This window comes from Micromonospora sp. NPDC005206 (assembly GCF_040608175.1).
GTDB lineage: Bacteria > Actinomycetota > Actinomycetes > Mycobacteriales > Micromonosporaceae > Micromonospora.
In genome coordinates, this window is sequence record NZ_JBEXHU010000012.1 from 149,088 (window position 1) to 169,949 (window position 20,862).

Sequence of the window (20,862 nt, forward strand, 5' to 3'; positions counted from 1 at the left end):
AGTCCGGATGCCGCGTCAGAGCCCCAGCCACGGGCCCCATAGCGGGATCCGCAGCTGAAGTCCGACGACGAAGATGAGCGTGCTGGCCGCGGTCAGACCGGCGGCCACGGCCACGGCCGTGAGCAGCCGTACGCGTGCGCTGGCCAGCGTGGTGAGCAGGGCGGTCACCGCCGACGTCGGCACGAATCCGAGGCGCCGGACGGTGAGTCCGAAGAACAGGACCGCGAGCACGATGGCGGCGACCGCACGCCATGGGACCGGTCCGAACGAGATCCCCTCACCGGCGATGAGTCCCTTGATGATGATCGCCAGGCCCAGGGCGGCCACGGTCGCGCCGACCAGCAGCGGGAAGGCGCCGGGGCCCATCCGCAGTGGGGCGCCCAGCTCGTAGCCGAGCGCCACCCACACGAATGCGCCACCGATCAGGACGAAGAGTCCCCCGGCGAGGACGTCCGGGAACGACCGACGGCGTTCCACCTCAGGAGACCTTGACCCCGGCGTCAGCGATGATCTTCGCCCACGTGCCGAGCTGCTCCTCGAGCTTGGCCCGGTGCGCCTGCGGGGTCGCGTCCTGGGCCGGGACCGGCGCGGTGCCGAGCTTGGCCATCTGGTCGATGACCCCCTGGTCGGCCAGTGCCACCTTCAGCGCCTCGGACAGCTTCTGGACGACCTCCTGCGGCGTGCCGGCCGGGACGTAGAGACCGTGCCACACGCTGACCTGAAGCTGGGGCAGCCCGGCCTCGGCCGTGGTGGGCAGGTCGGGAAGGCTCTTCACCCGCTCCGGCGTGGTGACCGCGTACGCCTTCACCTTCCCCGCGGCGATCTGGCCGCTGGTGTTGGTCGTCTGGTCGCACATGAAGTCGACCTGGCCGCCGACGAGGTCGGTCAGCGCGGGGCCGGTGCCCTGGTACGGGACCTCCTGGAGCTTGACACCGGTGGCGGTCTGGAACAGCAGGCCGCACAGGTGGGATGCGGCGCCGATGCCAGCGTTGGCCAGGGTGACCTTGTTGGCGTTCGCCTTCACGTGGGTCACGAGGTCCTGGAGTGTCGCGGGCGCGAAGTCCTTGCGGGCGACGACTGTCATCGGCACCTCGGTGACGAGTCCGACCATCTCGAAGTCCTCGAGCGGCTTGTAGCCCAGGTTCTTGTACAGGGCTGGCGCCGTCGACATACCGATGTGATGCATGAGCACCGTGTAGCCGTCCGGATCGGCCCGCGCGACGTCGCCGGCGCCGACCGTGCCGCCGGCGCCCTCGACGTTCTGGACGACGATCTTGGCGCCGAGCTTGGCGGCCATCGGCTCGGCGATCATGCGGGTGACGGTGTCTGTCGGGCCCCCCGCGCTGAACGGCACGACGATCGTGATGTTCTGGTCCGGGTAGCCTGCGGCGTCGCCTCCGCCGTTGGCGCCTCCGTTGCCGGAACAGGCGGCGACGAGCGAGACGACGCCGATCGCGGCGACCATCCGCGCGGTGGCCCGGTACCTGCTGGTCTCTCGCACAGCGGCCTCCTCATCAGCGCATGCGCATGTCTCAGTGAGCGAGTGGACCTCAGTCTCGACTGGCCGGGACGCGGATGGTGTCAGAGGAATCCCAAGAACTTGAGGGCTGACACGAGGGTCGACCCGGGCCGTAGAATCCGCTGGTATGCGGATAACCGTCATCGAGGATGACGACCGCGTGGCGCTGGGTCTGGTGACCGTCCTGACCCAGGCGGGCTTCGAGGTCCACCGCATCGCCACCGCCGCGGAGGCCGTGCGCGCCGCGCCGTCCGACGTGGTGCTCGTCGACCTGGGTCTGCCCGACGGCGACGGACTCGACGTGATCCGGAAGCTGCGTGACCACCCGCAGACCGCGGTCATCGCGGTCACCGCACGGTCCGAGGAGCACGAGCGGGTTCGTGGCCTGCGCGCCGGCGCTGACGACTACATCGTCAAGCCCTTCGGCATCCCGGAGTTGCTCGCCCGGATCGACGCCGTCCTGCGGCGCACCCGGGCGGCTCGCGCCCTGAGCCAGTCGGACGAGCCGCTCCTGCTCGGCCCGATGCGGATCGGCGTGGGCACCCGCGAGGTCACCGTCGACGGCACGCCCGTGCCGTTGACCCGCAAGGAGTTCGAGCTGCTCCTGCTGCTGGCCCGGCGGGCGCCCAACGTGGTCAGCCGCGACGTCATCCTCGACCAGATCTGGGGCGCGACCTGGGAGTCGTCGAGTCGCACCCTGGACACCCACATCGCGGCGATACGGCACAAGCTGGGGCCGGACGTGGTCATCCGCACGATCCACGGCGTCGGCTATCGGCTCCTGGCCGACCAGCCGGAGCTGATCGGCTGACACGCCGTGCACCGCCGCCTGCTCGTCGTCCTCGTTCCCCTTGCGGTGCTGCTCGTCGCGGCGCTCGGGGTGCCGCTCAGCGTCACCGTGGCCGAGCGGGAGATGCAGGAGACGTACGTCAACCGGCTCAACGACGTCGGCCGGTTCGCCTCGCTGGCCGAGACCGCGCTGTCGACCGGGCGGACCGAGGCGCTCCAGCAGGAACTGACGCGCTACCACGAGCTCTACGGCATCCCGGTCGCGCTGGTCGACACGTCCGGCGAGGTGTTGCTCGGACCGGCCGGCGCGTACCAGGAGGCGGCACGCGCCGAGCCGACGTTGCCCCGGATCGTGACCGCGGCGCTGGCCGGGGCGCGCTCCGAACCGTCCTGGGAATGGGCGCCGTGGGACGATTCAGCACTCGTTGTGGCCGAGCCGGTTGGCCGGGACAGTGAGGTGGTCGGCGCCGTCGTGACGATCTCCGACCTGTCGAAGACGCGCGAAGCCATCCTCGTACGCTGGGCCCGGCTCGCCGGGCTGGGGCTGCTGCCGTTGATCGCGTTGGCGGCCGTCGCCTGGCCGGTGTCGGCGTGGGTGCTGCGGCCGGTGCGGAAGCTGGACGCGGCGACCTCGCGAATCTCCGAAGGCGACCTGACGATCCGCGCCGACGCCGAGGCCGGCCCGATCGAGCTGCGGCGGCTGGCAGAGTCGTTCAACACCATGATGGACGCCGTCGAGAACGCCGCGCAGCGGCAGCGAGCGTTTGTGTCCGATGCGTCGCACCAGTTGCGCAACCCGTTGACCAGCCTCCGGCTCGCGGTGGAGAGCCTCGCGCCGCACCTGCGGCCGGAGGGCAGCGGACGGCAGGTGTACGACGTCGCCGTCGACGAGCTGAAGGCGATGCAACGGATGTTGAACTCGCTGCAGGCCAGCGCGCGGATGGAGAGCATGCGGACGGCGTCGCCGGTGGATCTCGACGAGGTGCTGGCGACCCGGGTGGTCCGGTGGCGGGCGTTGACGGCGACAGCGGGGCAGACACTGGCGGTCGACGTGCCGCCGGGGCTGCGGCTGCTGGAGCCGCCGGGCGGACTGGGCAGCATCCTGGACGAGCTGATCAGCAACGCGTTACGGCTCTCGGGCGCGCGGACCGTGGAGGTGAGCGCCCGCGTTGTTCCCGGTGGTGCGGGCGCCGGAAACCGCAACGGCTCCACGGCCGCAGGGGTGGTCACCATCTCGGTCCGCGACGACGGGCAGGGGCTCGACGTGTCCGAGCAGGCGCAGGCGCTACGACGGTTCTGGCGGTCGCCGCGGCACCAGAACGTGTCCGGTACCGGCCTGGGACTGGCGATCTGCGCCGACCTGGTCGGGGCGGCCGGGGGCGAGCTGCGGCTGGAGGAGGGCCTGCCGCGTCCGGACGGGTCCGGGCACGGGTTCGCCGCAGTGGTCGCGTTGCCGGTCGTTCCGCAGGTGGCGTCGTCGGCCGGCGCCCCGGCGCCGTCGCCGGTCTGAGGACCCGGTCTCTTCGCCAACCTGCCGCTGTCTCTGGTCAGCGCTTGCGGTCGCGGAACCAGGCCACCGCGCCCGGATGGAGCGGAACCGATGCGGTGGAGATCCCGGTGCGTACGTTGATCTGCCACGCTTCGGGAACGGCCGCGGCGTCGCCACGGCTGGCGGAGGTGATCGTGCCGGTGTGCGTGAAGATCGTGTCGGTGATGGCGTAGACCAGGTCGTCGGGCAGGTCGTTGCGCGCGAGCAGCACGTTCGGCACGGCGACGGTGCGGGTGGCCGGGACGCCGGCGTAGGCGGTCGCGTGGATCGTGGCGGGAGCGTAGGGACCCGGGTACGCCGTGAAGAGCGCGTCCGCCTGTGCGTCCAACGGGATCAGCCGGATCGGGTGCCGCTGAGCCAGCTCCGTGATGGCGGGTGTCGGGACGCCGGTCAGGGAGAACATCGCGTCGATCCTGCCGTCGCGCAGCGCCGCCGCCGATTCGGCCTGGCTGAGGTACCGAACGTCGGCGTTGACCGGGCCGAGCTCCAGAACCCGCAGCGAGGTGAACTCCGTGCCCGAATCGCGGGCACCGAGGGACAGACGTTTGCCCTCAAGGTCCCGGAACTCCTCGATCGCCGAACCGGCCATGACCACGAGATGCAGATGACTGTCGTAGAGCCGGCACACCGCCGAGAGCCCCTCGGGCGCGCTGCCGTCGGTCGTGATCACCGCATCCAGACTGGTCAGCCCGAGGTGCGCCGCGCCGGCCCGCAGCATCCGGATGTTGTCGGTGGACGCCCCGCTCGGCACGGTGGTCACCGTGGCACCCGGCACCTGCTCGGAGATGTGTTCGGCCAGCGCACCGCCGATGCGCCGGTACACCGCCCCCGCCGGCCCGGTGGCCAGTCGCAGGTGGACCGTGTCGACCTCGGGCTCTGGGGAGCAACCGACGAGCAGCCCGCCGGCGGCCAGGAGCACCGCCCGCCGGCTGATCCGTGGCTCCGGGTCCAGCACCATGCCGCGATGATACGGATGGTGCCGTCGGTCGCGATGACACCGGTCAATACGGCGCTCGCACGCCACCCTCCACGCGGTCGAGCGCGAGTAGGGCGGCGCCGAGGCTGCCGGCCTCGTCGCCGAGTGCGGCCCGCGCCAGCCGCGGCTCCCGGTGAAACGTGAGCCGCGCGCGCAGCGCCGCCCGGAGCGGGTCGATCAACCCGGCTCCGGCCTCGGCGAGGCCGCCGCCGATCACCATCACCTCCGCGTCGTAGAGCGCCTGTCCGGTGCGGAGCCCGTCGGCGAGCGCGTCGACCGTGTCGCGCCACACCTGCCCGGCGAGTTCCTCCCCCGCGGCGGCCCGCGCGGCGACGTCGGCCGCGGTGGCGGGCGTACCGGTCAGCTCCACGTAACGCCGGCCGACCGCGGCCGCCGAAGCGACCGCCTCCAGACAGCCGAGCTGGCCGCAGCCGCAGCGCGGCCCACCGGGGCGTACCACGATGTGACCCAGTTCGCCGGCGGCGCCGTGCGCGCCCGCGTAGGCCGACCCTCCAACCACGTGCGCGGCGGCGATGCCGGTGCCGATCGCGACGAAGAGCACGTGCCTACTACCCCGCCCGGCGCCGAGCCGGGCCTCCGCCACGCCGCCCACCCGCACGTCGTGCCCGAGCGCCACGGGCAGCCCGAGCCGCGCGACCGCCAGGTCCCGCAACGGTACGTCCCGGAAGCCGACGTTGGCCGACCAGACCGCCACGCCGGCGACCTCGTCGATCACCCCGGGCACCGCGATGCCCACCGCCACCGGAGTCAACCCGTCGGCGCGGGCCTTGTCAGCCAGCCCTCCTGCGACGGACAGGACGGTCTCCACGACCGCCGACGGACCCCGGTCAGCGCCGGTGGCGTGCCGTTCGGTGTGCTGGCTGGTCCCATCCGCCCGGACCAGCGCGGCCTTGATGCCCGTGCCGCCCACGTCCAGGGCGATGACCACCGCGCCTTCACTCACCGCTTCCCCTCGCCCCGCTCGCACCGAGCCTGCTGGTCCGCTCGCCGCGCTCATCGGGGTCGGGCACGGACAACCCGTTCGTGCCCGACCCCGCGTAGCGTCAGCTCAGCCCGCGCCCATGCCTACCGGCGCGGCCGACCGTCGCCGTCCAGCCACGGGTCCTCCGGCCGCGGCCGGTCGAACGTGGGGCGTGCCTGCTGCCAGTGGCCCCGGGTGAAGTCGGGCACCTTGACCGACTTGAAGCCCTTGCCCTTCAGCGACTCGTGGCTGAGCGGGATCACCGAGCACCACGCCGCTGAGTCGTAGACGTCGATGTCGGGGGTCATGCCCAGGCGCATCAACTGGACCATCCGGAAGATGGAGATGAAGTCGCCGCCACCGTGCCCACCGTACTGGCTGGCCAGGTTCTCCAGGGCCGGCCAGATCCAATGGTCGTGCTGGTTCATGATCGTGCTGAAGGCACTGCCGGTCCGCCACGCGTGGTTCGTGTGGCCGAGCGACTCCAGGTAGATCCGGGCGTTGTCCAGTTCCAGTGAACCCCGGGTCCCCGTGAGCGTGGTCTCCCGGCTGTACGGGTGGGGCGAGTTCACGTCGTGCTCGACCCGGATGAACCGGTCGTTGACGGTCTTGATGAAGACCTGCTTGCGGTCCCCGGAGATGTAGGGATCGTCGTCCCAGGCCGGGTGGTCCGCGCCAACCCGCGGGTCCTCCTCGCGGAACAGGGCCAGCGCCTTGGGCCGCGAGGCGACCGCGACGAGTTCGTCGAAGCGATCGCCTCGGTTGATGTCCAGGGAGGCCGAGACCGGCCCGAGCCCGTGCATCGGGTAGTGGGCGGCGTTCATCCGGGTCTGCCAGCGCCGCCGCCAGTGCTCCGGGTAGTAGGCGCCCCCGAAGGTGTACGGCCAGCGCAGGTCGTGGACGTAGCCACCGGAGGCGTGCTGCAACTCGCCGAAAAGCCCCGCCTTGGCCATGTTGAACATCTGCATCTCGGGGCGGAAGTAGTTCACGTTCTCCAGCAGCATGCAGTGCTTGCCGGTGCGCTCGGAGGTGCGGACCAGGTCCCAGATGTCGTCCAGGTGCGGTGCGATGGGCAGCTCGATGGCGACGTGCTTGCCGTGCTCCATGGCCGCCTTGGCCATCGGGTGGTGCCACTCCCACGGCGTGGCGACGTAGATCAGGTCGATGTCGTCACGACGGACGAGCCGCTCGAAGTCCTCCTCGCCGTTGGAGTAGCCGACCGGCTCCTTGTCCTGGAAGCCCTGAGCCATGACTCGGCTGATGGTCTCCGCGACGTGGTCGGGCCGGATGTCGCAGACCGCGGTGATCGTGGAGACGGCGGCCCACCGCATGGCCTGGTCTCCGCCGCGGTTGCCAAGGCCGATGATGCCGACACGCACCTCGTCGAAGCCCTCGAAGGGGACGTTGACCATGGACTTCTCTTTGCCCTTGATCCGGGCAGGTTCGGCGGCGGGCGCCGCACCGGCCGCCGTGCCTGGAAGTAGGGCGCCGCCAAGTCCGGCCGCGGCGCCCAGCGCGCCCACGCCCTTCAGGACGTTACGACGCGACGGGTGGGACCCGGCTGCCGCGGTGGACTCGTTCGGGCTGGCTTCGTTGGGACTCACGTGGATCAGCTCCTCTGCGGGGATGTGACGTGTCACGCGGGCACAATTGCTTAGCCGTGCTGGTCGACGCGGCGATCAGTCAGCGTCGGACCACCCGGCCCGGCTACCTCCGGGCACGTTGGCCCCGAGTGTCGAGCGGTCAGCCGTCGAGGATGACCGACCGGGACAGGTTGCGCGGCTGGTCGGGGTCGAGCCCTGCTGCCCCGGCTCGCAGCAGGCACAACTGTTGGACGCGGACCAGGTCGGCGAGCGGATCCATCTCGGACCACTCGAAGTGACCGCCGGTCGCCCGGACCTGGTCCGCCAGGCCGACGGGAACCTCTCCGAACGCCCAGACGACCCTGCCGGGCGCGGTGATGCTGAGCGGACCGTGCCGGTACTCCATCGCGGGGTAGGACTCGGTCCACAGTTGAGTCGTCTCGCGTAGCTTCAGGGCCGCCTCGTGCGCGAGCCCGACCGTCCAGCCGCGTCCGAGGAAGGTGATCTGATCGGCCGTCGCGGCCGGGCTCGTCGCGTCGGCCCCGCGCTCGAGAACCTGCCGTGCCTGTTCGGCGACCGGACGCAGGTCGTGACCGAGGGCCGCCCGCAACAGCGCGAGGGTGGTCGTCGCGAAGCGGGTCTGTACGACCGAACGCTCGTCGACGTCGCTGAGCACGACCGGACGGGCCAGGCTCACCGCCGGCGATGTTGCGTCGGCGGTGATGACCGTGGTGGGCACGCGATGCCGGCACTGCTTGAGGACGTCGAGCACCTCGGTCGTGGTGCCCGAGCGGGTAATGCAGAGCACCCGGTCATAGCCACGGCCCAGCTGGTGTTCACTGGCCGGCCACGCGTCGGTGCTGCCCTCGCCGGCGCTCTCCCGCAGGGCCGCGTAGGCCTGGGCGATGAACAGCGAGGTTCCACACCCGAGCACCGCGACTCGCTCGCCAGGCTGCGGAAGGTCCATCGCCACCGAGGGCAGCACGTCCAGCACACGGAGCCAGTCATCCGGCTGGGTCTCGATCTCGGCCGCCAGGAAGGTTCCTTCACTCATCGGGTGCCTCGTCCTCATGGTTCATGCGAGCGGGTCTGGAGCGCCTCCAGAATGGAGCGACCTGATCGAATCTGTCAAGAAGGTCGTGGAACCGGTCAGTAACATGCACTGAGGCGCCGGAAGTCGGTCACGGCCTGAGCAGCAGTTACAGCGAAAGACCTTGACGCCACTCAGGAAGGCGACGCAGAATCCCACCAACAGCGGCGTGATCGTGGAAGGTTCCGACGGGAACCAGTCACGAACGATCACAGCCAGCCAGGATTCCGATCACAACTTTGGCGATGTCCCCTGCGCCGGTGGAGGCGGAAATGAAGAGATTCGCGCGTTCGTGGGCGGCCGTAGCGGTTGCCGGCTTGACGCTGACTGGTTGCGGATTCGGCGGCGACGACGGGCAGAGTGCGGACGCACGCACGCTGTCGTTCCTTGTGCCCAGCTACAGCGACGGCACCAAGGCGCTCTGGGAGGGCATCATCGCCGACTTCGAGGCGGCCCACTCGGACATCAACGTGGAACTGGAGATCCAGTCCTGGGACAACATCAACGATGTTGTCCGTACCAAGGTCCAGTCGAACGCGGCACCGGACATCCTGAACATCGACGCCTTCTCGGGCTTCGCGGCGGACGACCTGTTGTACTCCGCCGACGAGGTGGTCTCGGCGAGCACCCTGGCGGACTTCCAGAAGTCCTTTGCGGACAACGCCTCGATCGACGGCACGATGTACGGCCTGCCCCTGATCGCCTCGGCCCGCACCATGTTCTACAACACCGAACTGTTCGAGCGTGCCGGCGTCGCAGCGCCGCCGAAGACGTGGGACCAGCTGCTCGACGCGGCGAAAAAGGTGGCCGGTCTCGGCGACGGCGTCTACGGCTACGGCATGCCGCTGGGCAGCGAGGAGGCCCAGGCGGAAACCTCGATCTGGACCTTCGGCAACGGCGGATCGTGGACCAACGGGTCGGCCATCGCGGTCAACACCCCCGCGACCCTCGAAGCCGTCACGTTCATGAAGCGGATGATCGACGAAAAGGCCACCCAGCCCGACCCCGGGGCGTCTGACCGGACCCCCATGCTGGACGTGTTCATCCAGGGCAAGATTGGCATGGTGGTGGCGCTCCCGCCCACCGTCGGGCAGATCGCCGAGAAGAACCCGAGCCTCAAGTACGCGAGCGCCCCGATCGCCACCAAGGACGGTCAGCCGATGACCCTCGGGGTCGCCGACCACCTGATGGCGTTCAAGAACAAGGGTGACAAGCAGGAGGCGCTCAAGACCTTCCTGGACTACGTGTTCAGCGCACCGGTCTACACGAAGTTCGTCGACACCGAGGGGTTCCTGCCCACCACCAGGTCCGGCGCAGCGGCGCTGGCGGGCAAGACGGAGATCGCGAGCTTCCTCGAGGTCCTGCCGAGCGCCCGGTTCTACCCCAGCACGAACCCGCAGTGGGCGGCGACCCAGGGCGCGATGCAGAGCCTGATGGGGCAGATCGGGCAGGGCAAGAACCCCGGGGCGGTGCTGGATGAAATCCAGGCCAAGGCCAACGGCTAGAGCCTGCGCGGCTGACAAATGACGACCAACCAACTCATGGAAGTGCCGGCACCCGCGATCTCGACGCGTCGTCAGGCACGCCGAGACCTGGTGGCGGCACTTCCATGGCTGATGCCGGCGCTGACCCTGATCGTCACCGTCGTCCTGTTCCCGGCCGGCTATCTGGTCTGGACCTCGACCCGGGACGTGTCGCCGGTCGGGGTGGACCGCGGCTCGGCCGGGTTCGACAACTATGTGACGCTGTTCGACTCCCCCGCGTTGGGCAGGGTGCTGCTCAACACCGCGATCTGGGTGGTCGGCGGCGTCGTGGTGACCGTGCTCGTCTCCATGGCGCTCGCGCAATTCCTGGACAAGGCCTTCCCTGGTCGCCGACTGGTTCGACTCGCGGTCATCGTCCCGTGGGCGGCGAGTGTCGTGATGACGGCCACCGTCTTCTACTACGGACTCGATCCCTTCTACGGGGTCATGAACCAGTTCCTGGTCGACCTCGGGATCTTGGATACCGGGTTCGGCTTCACCCGACAGCCGGTGCCGGCCTTTTTGGTGGCCATGGGAGTGGCGGTGTTCGTCTCGCTGCCGTTCACCACGTACACGATCCTCGCCGGGCTGCAGATGGTGCCGCGCGAGGTGCTGGAAGCCGCCGCGGTGGACGGCGCCGGCTCGGTGCGGACCTATTGGAGCGTGATCTTCCCGGTCCTACGGCCAGCGATCGCCGTCGCCGTGCTGATCAACATCATCAACGTCTTCAACTCGCTGCCCATTCTCCGCACACTGACCGGCAGCATTCCCGGGTACGACGCGGACACCACCACCACGTTGATTTTCAAATACATCCAGCAGGACCGCCAGGTCGAGACGGCGAGCGCACTGAGCGTCGTGAACTTCGTCATCGTCCTCGCGGTCATCGGTATCTACCTCCGGGTTGTCCGGCCGATGAGGGACGAGTGAGCCTTGGCGACGACGGCAACCAGATCTCAGGGCGATGAGCGCGTCACGAAGTCGGTGCGCGCCAGCGGACACAACAGTCGTACCCGGAGCCGCGGCGGGCATCCGCGCGGCGGTCGCCGGTGGTTGATGGCATTGGCCGGCGCGGTGGTCGCGTTGTTCTTCCTGGCGCCCTACCTGGTGATGGTGATCGGCTCGTTCAAGCGGCACTCGGAGATCGTGCGCATTCCGGCCACCTACCTGCCGACCGAATGGGTGCCCTCGAACTACACGTCGATGTGGTCCACGCCGGAGACGCCGCTCGCCTACAACCTCGTCTCCACGATAATCATCTCTGCCTGCGGGACACTGCTGGTCCTGGTGGTGGCCATGCCCGCCGCCTATTACACGGCCAAGCACCGCTTTCCCGGGCGGCTGGCGTTCCTGCTCCTGGTCCTGGTGACCCAGATGCTCCAGCCGACCGTACTCGCGGCGGGACTGTTCCGGCAGTTCCTCGCGATCGGTATCGACGACACCTGGCTCGCTATGATCCTCGTCAACGGCGCGTTCAACCTCAGCTTCGCGGTGTGGATCATGCACAGCTTCTTCGCCGGGGTGCCCAAGGAGATAGACGAGGCGGCAATGATCGACGGTGCCAGCAAACTGCAGACGCTGCGGCGGGTAACCCTGCCCGTGGTCTGGCCGGGCATCGTCACCGCCATCATCTTCACCTTCGTCGCGTGCTGGAACGAGTTCGCGGCCAGCCTCGTCATCTTGACCACGGCGGAGAACCAGCCGCTGACCGTCGCCATCACGAAATTCGTCGGTCAGTACGACTCGGCGTGGCAATACGTCTTCGGAGTCTCTATCGTCGGCATCGTGCCCGTGATCGTTCTCTTCGCATTGGTTGAAAAGCGCCTGGTGGCAGGTCTCACGGCGGGGGCCATCAAGTGAGCACGGTCGAGGCCGCCGCCGCCGACCGGGCGGACGGCCGCGACCGTGCCCAGCGCTTGCAGGCGCTGCTCGACATCCTGGGCGCGCGCGGCAGGCTGTCCGTCGCCGAGGCGGCCAGCGCCCTGCAGGTCTCCGAGGCGACGGTCCGACGGGACTTCACCACCCTGGCGGAGCAGCAGTTGGCGGCTCGGACGCACGGCGGCGTCGTGGCCACGTCCGTCTCGTACGACCTGCCGGTCCGCTACCGGGGCCGGGGCGACAACGGCGCCAAGGAGCGCATCGCCGCCATCGCCTGCGAGCTCGTCGAACTGGGCGACGTCGTCGCGTTCAACGGTGGCACCACCACGTCCGCGACGGCCCGACGTCTCGCCGCGCGGGTCGACCTCGCCCAGGCCGTTCAGCGGCCGGCCGTGACGGTGGTGACGAACGCACTCAACATCGCCACGGAGATGGTGCTGCGACGCCACGTCCGTACCGTCATCCTCGGCGGTGTGGCACTGCCCCAGTCGTACGAGCTGACCGGGCCGCTGGCCACGATGGTTCTGAACGAGCTGTGGCTCGACGTGCTGATCCTCGGGGTCGACGCGTTCTCCCCCGACGGCGGCACGTCCTGTCACGACGAGGGCGAGGCCGGCATCGATGCGACGATGGTCCGCCGGTCCCGTCGGGTCGTCGTCGTGGCCGGCTCGGAGAAGCTGGGCCGACACTCCTTTGCCCGGATCTGCGACGTCAACGCGGTGGACACCCTGGTGACCGACGACGGCGCGGACGCGAAGGTCGTGGCCGACCTGCGCGCCGCCGGCGTCAACGTGCTGCTGGCCTGAGGCCCGCCCGCGCCGTCACGGGGCAAGCAGGGTGACCAGGTGGGCGACCTGCCCGGCCACCGCATCCCTGCCCGGACCGAGGTACCTGCGCGGGTCGACCAGGTTCTCGTCGGCGGCGAGCGCACGCCGGACCGCACTGGTGAGGACCGCGTTGAGATGGGTCGCAATGTTGATCTTCGACATCCCGTGCGCGACTGCCGACCGCAGGCCCGCCTCGGAGACCCCGGACGAGCCATGCAGGACCAGTGGCACCGGCACCTTCGCCGCGATCGCGGCGATCAGTTCGTCGTCGAGGACCGCGTCACGGCTCAGCATCGCGTGCGAGGAGCCGACCGCGACCGCGAGCGCGTCGACACCGGTGGCGGCGACGAAGGCGGCCGCGTCGTCCGGATCGGTCCGTACGCCGGGCTTGTGCGCGCCGTCCTTGCCGCCGATCGCACCGAGCTCGGCTTCGACCCAGACCCCCCGCGAATGACACCAGGCGGCGAGCTCCGCGGTCAGGGCGACGTTCTTCTCGTACGAGTGCCCGGACGCGTCGACCATCACCGAGGGCACCCCGAGCTCGACCGCCTGCTCGACAAGCTCACGCCGGGTGGCGTGATCCAGGTGTACGCAGACCGGCACGGACGCTTCCGCCGCGATCCGGAGGCAGGCCAGCGCCAGCGGCGCCAGGCTGCCGTGGTAGCGGGCCGTATTCTCCGATAGCTGCAGCACCACCGGGCGTGCCGCGCTCTCGGCGCCGGCCACGATGCCCTCGGCATGTTCAAGCTGGATGACGTTGAACGCCCCGACGGCCCGGCGGTCCCGCGCTGCCGGGATGACGAGCTCCGCCATCGAAGCCAGAGTCATGCTTCCTCCACTCTCACCTGATCACGCCAGCGCCGGTAGGCACGGACGTCCACCTCACCGGCGACCGGACGCAGCACCGCTGCCGCCGACAGCGCCACCGCGTCGACGAGCAGGCCGTGCCAGTCGACGGCGTCCAGCGACCCGGCGGCCGCGAGTTGCCGGGCGACGGCCGCGCAGGCCGCGTCCCCGGCGCCGGTCGCGTTCCCCTCGATCCGCTCCGGTGGCGCGGCCAGCATGGCCCGATCCGGTCGCACCACGGCCATCCCGTCGGCGCCCAGGGTCAGCACGACGGCGGCGACCCGGCCGGCGGGGGGCAGCAGCCGGCGGGCCGCCCGTACGGCCTCGGCCGGCGTCGAGGGCCGGTGACCGACCAACTCGACCATCTCGTCCGCGTTCGGCATCAGCACCGCCCCGCCAGCAGTCGCCGCCGCCCGCAGGGCCGGGCCGCTGACGTCCACGACGGCCGGCACTCCGGCGGCCACCGCCGCGTCGACCAGGCGGGCCGGAAGCCCCGGGTCCACGCCGGGCGGCAGGCTGCCGGAGACGACCAGCGCGTCGGCACCGGCCAGGAGTTCGCTCACGTGCCGGGTCAGGGCGTTGGCGGCGGCCGGCGGGTCCATCGGCGGATAGCCAGGCTCCCACAGCGACGTCGTCACTCCGTTGGTCTCGTGTACGACCAGCGTGCGCCGGACGTCCGGCAGTACGTCGAGCAGGTCGGCCGGCACGCCGGCCCGGTCGAGAGCGGCCCGCAGGGCCGCGCCCCCCGGACCGCCGGACATGCCGGTGACGAGGACCCGCTCCCCCAGTTCGTGAAGCACCCGGCCGACGTTGACGGCCTTGCCACCGGGGCGTTCGCTGACGGTCCGCACCCGCTGCACCCGGCCCCGGTGCAGTTCCCCCAGTCCATAGGTCACATCGAGCGCCGGATTCGGCGCAACGGCGAGGATCACGTTGCCCGCTCGGTCATCGCGACTCCTCGTCGGGGGTCTGGCGCCGGTGCTCCGGCATGGAGTTTCGTGCTCGATATTAACAAAAAGCGGTCGCTATCGCGCACCCCCTTCTTGCCTAGCGGCGGGCTCTGATCAATACTGATCGCTATCCGTCGGATGCCGGCAATATCGCTCACAGGAGTTGATCACATGCCTCCTCCCGCACCGTCGAACATCACCCATCCACCGACCACAGTGGTCCGATTACGCCGTTTCAGCGTGGGGCTCGCAGCCGTCGCGCTCCTGGTCGGATCCGTCGCCGCACCCACTCCGGCCGGCGCACGGCCGCCCGCGGATGCCCTCAAGACATGGGTGCCGACCGGCGACTTCGCGTCCTCGTCGTTCGAGCGCGTCCCGCAGGTCGCCCCGGAGTCGGTGCCCACCGGCAACGCCCGGCAACTGTCCTTGGCGACCGTCCGGGGCGGACAAGCGTCCGCCCAACTCGCCGTGGCCAGCGCCCAGGACCTCGAAAAACTCCGGGTGCAGGTTGGTCCGTTGAAGCCGACCGGCGAGGGCGGCGCGATCTCGAAGGCGATCCAGGTCCGCTATCCCGCCTACATCCCCGACGACCGGGGCGGGATGATCGCCGACCCGCTGCGCGAGGTCGACCGGGTGGACGTGCCCGCCGGCCAGGCGCAGCCGGTCTGGTTCACCCTCGCCGTACCATCGGACGCCCGCCCGGGCACCTATCGCAGCCGGATCACCGTGACCGCCCACAGGGTCAAGCCGATCGAGTACGACCTCACGGTGAAGATCGCCGACGTGACCCTGCCGCCGGTCGCCGAGCGGGACTTCCACCTGAATCTTTGGTTCCAGCCAGACACCATCGCCGACCAGGCCGGCCTCGAACTGTGGTCCGACCAGCACTTCAAGGCCATCCGGCCGTACCTGGAGGACCTGGCCTCGCGCGGCCAACGCGTCATCAACTCGGCAGTAGCCGAGGACCCGTGGCCGGTGCTGTGGCCGGACGGCCAGTGGCGGTCGCAGACCTACGTGCCGTACCACTCGGCCGTCGACTGGTTCCACGACGGCGAGCAGTGGTCCTTCGACTTCGCCAACTGGGACCGTCTGGTCGAGGAGGGGATGCGGGCCGGCATCGGCCCGTACATCCACGCCTTCGGGCTGCTGATGTTCCGCGGCTACCAGCACGTCGTCTACACCGACACCCGGACCGGTCAGCGGGTGGACCAGGAGGTCTCACTGGGCGGCGCGGAGTGGAAGGACGCCTGGTCGGCGTTCCTCGTCGCGTTCGAGGACCACGTACGGGACCGGGGCTGGCTGGACCGGACCTACCTCGCCTTCGACGAGCGGCCCGCGAGCGAGATGCAGGTGGCCATCGACCTGGTCCGGGAGGTCGCACCGGTCTTCGTCGACCAGATCGCGATCGCCGGATCCGCGAGCACCGACGCGTTCGCGCAGGACCTGTCGCTCAACTACTCCGACGTTGACCACTGGTCGCAGGAGATGATCGACCGGCGCCGGGCGGAGGGCAAGAAGACCACCTTCTACACCTGGTCCAACCCGGCCTACCCGAACACGGTGACCCCGGCCGCGCCCCTCGGCGCACGCGTGCTGTCCTGGCTCAGCGCACAACGCAACCTCGACGGCTACCTGCGTTGGGCGTACAACTCGTGGCCGCAGGACCCGTACACCGACGGGTCCTACCGTTACCGGCAGGGCGACGAGTACCTCGTCTACCCGGGCAAGGACGGACCGGTGTCGAGCATCCGGTGGGAGCTGTTCCGCGACGGTCAGGATGACTTCGCCCTGCTCGACCAGCTAGCCGAACGCGGCGGCCAGGACCACCCGGCGCGGGTGGCCGCACTGGCCGGTGTCGAACCCGCGGCCACCCCCGGACCGGCCGCCTACCAGGCGCTGCTCGACGCCCGAGCGGCGGTCGTCGAGGCACTGGCGGAATACCCGACCGACTGACCACCGGCATCACGCGACACGGCGGCAGCGTGCCGCGCGCGCCGTGTCGCGTGACCTGTGGCGGCCACCGTTGATCGGCCGCGAGCGCCCTCACAGGCTGCCTCGACAGAGCGGGCGGTGGCCGTCGCGGCCCCGCATGCCCGCAACGCTCCACCCTCCCGGGCCATCGCATAAGCATTTGCCGATCCGGTGCCGTCTACTACCGTCTCCCAGGGGCCGGTCGCGGCCCGGCACGGACGCAGGGGCTCCTCCACGATCAAGCGGTCGTCGGAGTCACTGGCAGTCGGACAGCCTACGGGGAGGAAATCCGTGCGTTTGCGCAACACAATGGCCGCCGGTTCGCTTGCGATAGCGGTGGCCCTGGTCCTCGTCGGATGCAGCAGCATCGACAGGACCGATGGCTCAGATGCCACGAAGGACTCGAAGGACACCATCGGTACCGCGCCGGGTAAGCCCGAGGAGCTGGGCTCCCCGATCGCGAGCCGGGACATCCAGATCAGCGACAGCGGCAAACTCTTTCCGGTGAAGGTGGAGCTGTACCAGCTGCGACGCGACAGCGGGTTCGTCAACCTCAATGTCCGGATGACGCGCACGAACACCACGGACAGCCCGGACCGCTGGCAGATTGGCAGCGCCTTTCAAGGTGAGACCATCTCCCTGGCGTTCTCCGGCGTGACGATGATCGACCGGAAGAACCGCAAGCGGCACCTGGTCGCGCGGAGCGGCGACCCGGACGCGACACCCGGCCAGGTGAAGTACCTCGCCTCGTCGGGCCTCTCATCGGTATTCGTCGAGGCCGGTCAGTCGGTGGACCTGTACGCCATGTTCGGAGCCCCACCGGACGACGTCACCGCCGTTGATGTCGTCATCCCCCGAGTTCCGGTCTTCGAGAATGTCCCGCTCGGTTAGCCGGCAGACGGCGCTGGCCGCGACCGCGCTGGCTCTGCTGCTGGTCAGTGAACCGGCCGTCGCCTGGTCTGCGCCGACGTCGACGCCGTCGTCGGGGACCGCTCCCGTGCCCGGACCAACGCTTGGGCCCGGCGAGCAGGTGAGCGCGCCGATCATCGACATCCGGGCGCCGATGGAGGACATCTATCTGCGCACCGAGGACCTCGACGGCAACAGCCTGGAGGCCGAGTCCGGGGGGCGTATCGAGCTGACCCTGGCGGCGGACGTCCTCTTCGCATTCGGCAAGGCCGATCTGTCGCCGGCTGCCCGTACCCGGCTGGCCGAGATATCGAGACGGCTGCGCACCCAGGCCGCCGGCAAGGTCCAGATTTTCGGACACACTGATTCGGTGGGTCACGACGCGCAGAACCTGACGTTGTCCCGTCGACGAGCCGAGGCGGTCCGGAACGAGTTGGCCGTGGGACTCGCCGGCAGCCAGATCACCTACGAGGTCAAGGGCTTCGGGGAGACCCGACCCGTCGCGCCGAACACCCTGAACGGCAAGGACAACCCGAAGGGTCGGGCCAGCAATCGACGCGTCGAGATCCGGTTCGACAAGTGATCGGGCCCGACCCGAGTCCACCACCCCGACACCCCGACGGGACAACCGGGCCGCTACCCGCCGTTGAGGCCTGCCGCCAGCGCCTCGGCGAATGACGTGTCCGCGGCGGTCCCGCTCACCCCGAGCCGCCAGGTTCCCCCGGGAAGGTCACCAAGGGGCATCGACCGTCCGCCGGGCTGCCACAGCGGCTGCCATGCGATCGATCCGCTGGGGCGATTGAACCACCGGTTGTCCTCGCTCCAGGCCGAGCCGGCGCGGTAGGCGGCCACCAGCGTGGTCGTGTCGTCGGTGGCAAGTGTCCAACTGGTGAAACCCGCGGCGTCGCCGTCCCTGTCCTGCTGGCCGGGGTCACCGAGCCGCGGCAGGGCCGAGTCCAGGTTCCAGGCGGCTTCCCAGACCGGCGCGGTGGTCGGGCCGGCCACGTGCCAGACGAGGCTGAGGTCCGTGGTGGCCGTATCGAACCGGAACCGCCAGTCGGCGGTCACCGGCTCGTCTCCGAGGGGGATGCCGTTGAGGCTCAGGTCGGTGCCGTCGGCGGAGACGGTCACGTCCCTGGCGGCGCCCGCCACGTCTGTCGGCCCGAAGGCTCCGACCGCGAGGTAGGGCGCCGTGGAGCGGGACGACGAGTCCGTGACGGGTCGGTGTTCACCACGTCCGGCGGGGTCGGCGTCGTAGGAGACCAGCCGGGCCTGAGGTGCTGTCTGCACGACGGCGCGGTAGTAGGGAGTGGTGACGACGCGGCCCTTCGTCACCACCGGCGTACGCCAGTGCAGCGGTGCCAGCCAGAGTCCGCCCTGGCCCCAGCCGGCACCGGTGACGTACCAGTCGCCCGTGCCGGAGTCGTCCTTGACCACCTCGGCGGCGTGCGCGTTGATCTGCCCCGCCAACTGGTCGACGCTGAAGTGGAAGGGGTCGGCGCTGCGGTAGACGCGGGTGTCCTGGTATCCGCTCTCGCAGCACACGAAGAGGTACCACGATCCGCCGTGACGCACCACGAACGGCGATTCGGTCGGTCCGCCGAAGGTGCCGGTGGCCGGGTGTTCGAAGGCCGTCTGCCGGGCACCCCAGTGCACCAGGTCCCGGCTGGTGCGGTAGGCGACGATGTGGTGGCCACCGGCCGGTGTGCTGTTGGCGGTGTAGTACATCACCCACTGGCTGCCGACGCGGGTGACCATCGGGTCCCGGCCGTCGAAGCCGTCGGTGAACAGGGGGTTCGCCGGGTGGCGGGTCCAGGTCTTGAGATCCTTCGACGTGGCCAGCTGCATCCGGTAGGCCGTGTGGTCCGCCGTGCCGCCCGCGTAGTACATGTAGTACGTGCCGCCGTGGAACAGGACGTACGGCGCCCAGATGTGGCTCTCGCCGGCGGCGGGGTCGGCCTCCAGCGCGAACGGCTGCTTCGTCCAGGGCCCGCGCGGAGACGGTGCCGTGGCGTGGCCGAAGAACCGCTCGTCGAGCGGGTTGGCGGGCTCAGCGTGGGTGATCGCGAAGATGTGCCACTCGCCGGTACGGCGGTCGCGCACCATGGTGTGGTCGTTGTAGTACCAGCGCTCGTTCTCGCCGACGCTGGGGTCGTAGACGGGCACGAAGTCACCGGCGCCGACCATGGTGGACCGGTTCTCGTACGGCTGGTTGTCGATCGCAGGCGGGTCGGCCGCCCAAGCCGGAACCGGTGTCGCGATCAGGCTCAGGGCGGCCGCTAGCAGCACGGACAGCCGGCCAACGCGGGACGGTAGGCGGGACATCGCTTTCCTCCAGGGCTCGATGCGGGTTTGCGGTGACGGCTTCCGGTGGCTGATTCGCCGGTCGTTCGGTGGTGCGGGCCCGCCCAGCCATCGCGGCGGGCCCGCAGCCGCGGAACTGTTACTGCTTGCCGCCGAGCTCGGTGTAGGCCTGCACAGCGTTGTCCTTGGTGATCTGCATCGTGCCGAGGGTCGTCGACTTCGGCACGTCCTTCGTGCAGTCGACCAGGATCTTCTTGGCCAGGTCGATCGCTTCGCGTCCGCCGGTCGCGTACTGGAACGTCGCCTGCAGGCGACCCTGCTCGACCGCCTTGATGCCGCCGGACGGGACCGGCAACGCGTCGATCCCGGTGAACTTGATCGCGGTCTCCTTGCCGGCGGCCTTCGCCGCCAGGTAGGCGCCCTCCGCCATCGGGTCGTTGTGCGCGTACACCGCGTCGATGTCCGGCTGGGCCTTGAGCATCGCGTCCATCACGCTCTGCCCCTTCTCCCGCAGCCACTCAGCGGTCTGGGTGGCAACGATCTCGATCTTCGGGTTGCTCGCGATGCCGTCTCGGAAGCCCTGGGCGCGCTCGGCGGCCGGGGTGGAGCCGGGCAGGCCGGAGATCTCGACGACCTTGCCGCCCTGCGGCAGCAGCGTCTTGGCGTAGTACTCGCCCGCCGCCTTGCCGATCGCCACGTTGTCGCCGCCGATGAACGCGGTGTACGCGTCACCCTCGACCTTGCGGTCGAGCACGATGACCGGGATGCCCTGGTCGTACGCCTTCTTCACCACGCCGGTGAGCGGCTTCGCCTCGTTCGGCGAGATGATCAGCAGGTTGATCTGCTGGGAGAGGAAGTTCTCCACGTCGGCGACCTGCTTGCTGTTGTCCTGGGCCGCGTCCGAGACGACGACACGGAACCCGGGCACGGCCTTCGCCGCGGTGGTCACGTCGTCGTTCATGACCTGCCGGTACGGCTCGGCGTTGTTGGCCTGCGACATGCCGATCAGGAACTCCTTGCCGCTGCCGCACTGGGAGGAGGCGTCGGTGCCACCGTCGCCGCCGTCCTTCTCGACGCTGCATCCCGTGGTGACCGCGAGCGCGGCCAGTGTGAGGATCGTGATGGCTCTTCGGGCGTAGCGCATGTTTCCTCCATGGTGGTGGTGG

At 69.8% G+C, this 20,862-nt stretch carries 19 protein-coding genes; 9 read left to right on the forward strand and 10 right to left on the reverse strand.

Features of this window, described 5'->3' with window-relative positions; translation table 11 throughout:
* Nucleotides 1-15 precede the first annotated feature (15 nt).
* Together ABZU69_RS19800 and ABZU69_RS19805 are read right to left on the reverse strand one after the other, a co-directional pair.
* Nucleotides 16-477, reverse strand: a complete 462-nt coding sequence (locus tag ABZU69_RS19800) for a tripartite tricarboxylate transporter TctB family protein (RefSeq protein WP_354965795.1) — start codon at nucleotides 475-477, stop codon at nucleotides 16-18.
* A gap of 1 nt (nucleotide 478) precedes the next feature.
* Complete coding sequence (locus ABZU69_RS19805) at nucleotides 479-1,501, reverse strand: tripartite tricarboxylate transporter substrate-binding protein (RefSeq protein WP_354965796.1); 1,023 nt, start codon at nucleotides 1,499-1,501, stop codon at nucleotides 479-481.
* Between the two features lie 145 nt (nucleotides 1,502-1,646).
* On the opposite strand from ABZU69_RS19805, the gene ABZU69_RS19810 reads away from it, so the two are divergent.
* The gene (locus tag ABZU69_RS19810) at nucleotides 1,647-2,330 is read left to right on the forward strand and encodes a response regulator transcription factor (RefSeq protein ID WP_354965797.1); all 684 of its coding nucleotides are present in this window, start codon (nucleotides 1,647-1,649) and stop codon (nucleotides 2,328-2,330) included.
* Between the two features lie 6 nt (nucleotides 2,331-2,336).
* Nucleotides 2,337-3,818 carry a HAMP domain-containing sensor histidine kinase gene (locus tag ABZU69_RS19815; protein WP_354965798.1) on the forward strand — a complete coding sequence of 494 codons (1,482 nt, stop codon included), beginning with the start codon at nucleotides 2,337-2,339 and terminating at the stop codon, nucleotides 3,816-3,818.
* A gap of 37 nt (nucleotides 3,819-3,855) precedes the next feature.
* Here ABZU69_RS19815 and ABZU69_RS19820 read toward each other — a convergent pair whose 3' ends face one another.
* From ABZU69_RS19820 to ABZU69_RS19835, 4 genes are all read right to left on the reverse strand, one after another.
* A complete protein-coding gene (locus tag ABZU69_RS19820) occupies nucleotides 3,856-4,815 on the reverse strand; it encodes a TAXI family TRAP transporter solute-binding subunit (RefSeq protein ID WP_354965799.1) in 960 nt (319 codons plus the stop codon).
* Between the two features lie 43 nt (nucleotides 4,816-4,858).
* Nucleotides 4,859-5,797: an ROK family protein gene (locus ABZU69_RS19825; protein WP_354965800.1), complete on the reverse strand. Its 939-nt coding sequence runs from the start codon at nucleotides 5,795-5,797 to the stop codon at nucleotides 4,859-4,861.
* A gap of 122 nt (nucleotides 5,798-5,919) precedes the next feature.
* The gene (locus ABZU69_RS19830; RefSeq protein WP_354965801.1) at nucleotides 5,920-7,419 is read right to left on the reverse strand and encodes a Gfo/Idh/MocA family oxidoreductase; all 1,500 of its coding nucleotides are present in this window, start codon (nucleotides 7,417-7,419) and stop codon (nucleotides 5,920-5,922) included.
* Between the two features lie 139 nt (nucleotides 7,420-7,558).
* Nucleotides 7,559-8,452: an SIS domain-containing protein gene (locus ABZU69_RS19835; protein WP_354965802.1), complete on the reverse strand. Its 894-nt coding sequence runs from the start codon at nucleotides 8,450-8,452 to the stop codon at nucleotides 7,559-7,561.
* Between the two features lie 353 nt (nucleotides 8,453-8,805).
* Here ABZU69_RS19835 and ABZU69_RS19840 point away from each other — a divergent pair, with 353 nt between their 5' ends.
* The 4 genes from ABZU69_RS19840 (at nucleotide 8,806) to ABZU69_RS19855 (ending at nucleotide 12,695) form a co-directional block, all read left to right on the forward strand.
* Complete coding sequence (locus ABZU69_RS19840) at nucleotides 8,806-9,993, forward strand: extracellular solute-binding protein (RefSeq protein WP_354965803.1); 1,188 nt, start codon at nucleotides 8,806-8,808, stop codon at nucleotides 9,991-9,993.
* 90 nt (nucleotides 9,994-10,083) lie between these two features.
* On the forward strand, nucleotides 10,084-10,941 hold the full coding sequence (locus ABZU69_RS19845; RefSeq protein ID WP_354965804.1) for a sugar ABC transporter permease: 858 nt from the start codon (nucleotides 10,084-10,086) through the stop codon (nucleotides 10,939-10,941).
* A gap of 3 nt (nucleotides 10,942-10,944) precedes the next feature.
* Nucleotides 10,945-11,871 carry a carbohydrate ABC transporter permease gene (locus tag ABZU69_RS19850; RefSeq protein ID WP_354965805.1) on the forward strand — a complete coding sequence of 309 codons (927 nt, stop codon included), beginning with the start codon at nucleotides 10,945-10,947 and terminating at the stop codon, nucleotides 11,869-11,871.
* Nucleotides 11,872-11,927: 56 nt separating this feature from the next.
* Entirely contained in the window at nucleotides 11,928-12,695 is a 768-nt protein-coding gene (locus ABZU69_RS19855; RefSeq protein ID WP_210910628.1) for a DeoR/GlpR family DNA-binding transcription regulator, read from the forward strand.
* Between the two features lie 15 nt (nucleotides 12,696-12,710).
* Here ABZU69_RS19855 and ABZU69_RS19860 read toward each other — a convergent pair whose 3' ends face one another.
* Nucleotides 12,711-13,544: a class II fructose-bisphosphate aldolase gene (locus ABZU69_RS19860; protein WP_354965806.1), complete on the reverse strand. Its 834-nt coding sequence runs from the start codon at nucleotides 13,542-13,544 to the stop codon at nucleotides 12,711-12,713.
* Nucleotides 13,541-14,494, reverse strand: coding sequence for a hexose kinase (locus ABZU69_RS19865; protein ID WP_354965807.1), 954 nt, complete (start codon nucleotides 14,492-14,494; stop codon nucleotides 13,541-13,543). Before ABZU69_RS19865 ends, ABZU69_RS19860 begins: the two co-directional genes overlap by 4 nt.
* A 258-nt stretch (nucleotides 14,495-14,752) precedes the next feature.
* Between ABZU69_RS19865 and ABZU69_RS19870 the strand changes: the two genes are divergently transcribed.
* The 3 genes from ABZU69_RS19870 (at nucleotide 14,753) to ABZU69_RS19880 (ending at nucleotide 17,975) form a co-directional block, all read left to right on the forward strand.
* Entirely contained in the window at nucleotides 14,753-16,465 is a 1,713-nt protein-coding gene (locus ABZU69_RS19870; RefSeq protein WP_354965808.1) for a glycoside hydrolase domain-containing protein, read from the forward strand.
* A gap of 327 nt (nucleotides 16,466-16,792) precedes the next feature.
* Nucleotides 16,793-17,374 carry a hypothetical protein gene (locus ABZU69_RS19875; RefSeq protein WP_354965809.1) on the forward strand — a complete coding sequence of 194 codons (582 nt, stop codon included), beginning with the start codon at nucleotides 16,793-16,795 and terminating at the stop codon, nucleotides 17,372-17,374.
* Complete coding sequence (locus ABZU69_RS19880) at nucleotides 17,358-17,975, forward strand: OmpA family protein (protein ID WP_354965810.1); 618 nt, start codon at nucleotides 17,358-17,360, stop codon at nucleotides 17,973-17,975. Before ABZU69_RS19875 ends, ABZU69_RS19880 begins: the two co-directional genes overlap by 17 nt.
* Nucleotides 17,976-18,028: 53 nt before the next feature.
* On the opposite strand, the gene ABZU69_RS19885 is transcribed toward ABZU69_RS19880, so the two are convergent.
* Entirely contained in the window at nucleotides 18,029-19,717 is a 1,689-nt protein-coding gene (locus ABZU69_RS19885; RefSeq protein ID WP_354965811.1) for a glycoside hydrolase, read from the reverse strand.
* 118 nt (nucleotides 19,718-19,835) lie between these two features.
* Nucleotides 19,836-20,840, reverse strand: coding sequence for a substrate-binding domain-containing protein (locus ABZU69_RS19890; RefSeq protein ID WP_354965812.1), 1,005 nt, complete (start codon nucleotides 20,838-20,840; stop codon nucleotides 19,836-19,838).
* Nucleotides 20,841-20,862: the final 22 nt, after the last annotated feature.

Excerpts from the sequence above, each read along its gene's own strand:
- ABZU69_RS19810 (WP_354965797.1), top strand. The coding sequence starts at position 1,647 with ATGCGGATAACCGTCATCGAGGATGACGACCGCGTGGCGCTGGGTCTG.
- ABZU69_RS19820 (WP_354965799.1), bottom strand. The coding sequence starts at position 4,815 with ATGGTGCTGGACCCGGAGCCACGGATCAGCCGGCGGGCGGTGCTCCTG.
- ABZU69_RS19835 (WP_354965802.1), bottom strand. The coding sequence starts at position 8,452 with ATGAGTGAAGGAACCTTCCTGGCGGCCGAGATCGAGACCCAGCCGGAT.
- ABZU69_RS19860 (WP_354965806.1), bottom strand. The coding sequence starts at position 13,544 with ATGACTCTGGCTTCGATGGCGGAGCTCGTCATCCCGGCAGCGCGGGAC.
- ABZU69_RS19875 (WP_354965809.1), top strand. The coding sequence starts at position 16,793 with ATGGCCGCCGGTTCGCTTGCGATAGCGGTGGCCCTGGTCCTCGTCGGA.
- ABZU69_RS19880 (WP_354965810.1), top strand. The coding sequence starts at position 17,358 with ATGTCCCGCTCGGTTAGCCGGCAGACGGCGCTGGCCGCGACCGCGCTG.
- ABZU69_RS19885 (WP_354965811.1), bottom strand. The coding sequence starts at position 19,717 with ATGTCCCGCCTACCGTCCCGCGTTGGCCGGCTGTCCGTGCTGCTAGCG.
- ABZU69_RS19890 (WP_354965812.1), bottom strand. The coding sequence starts at position 20,840 with ATGCGCTACGCCCGAAGAGCCATCACGATCCTCACACTGGCCGCGCTC.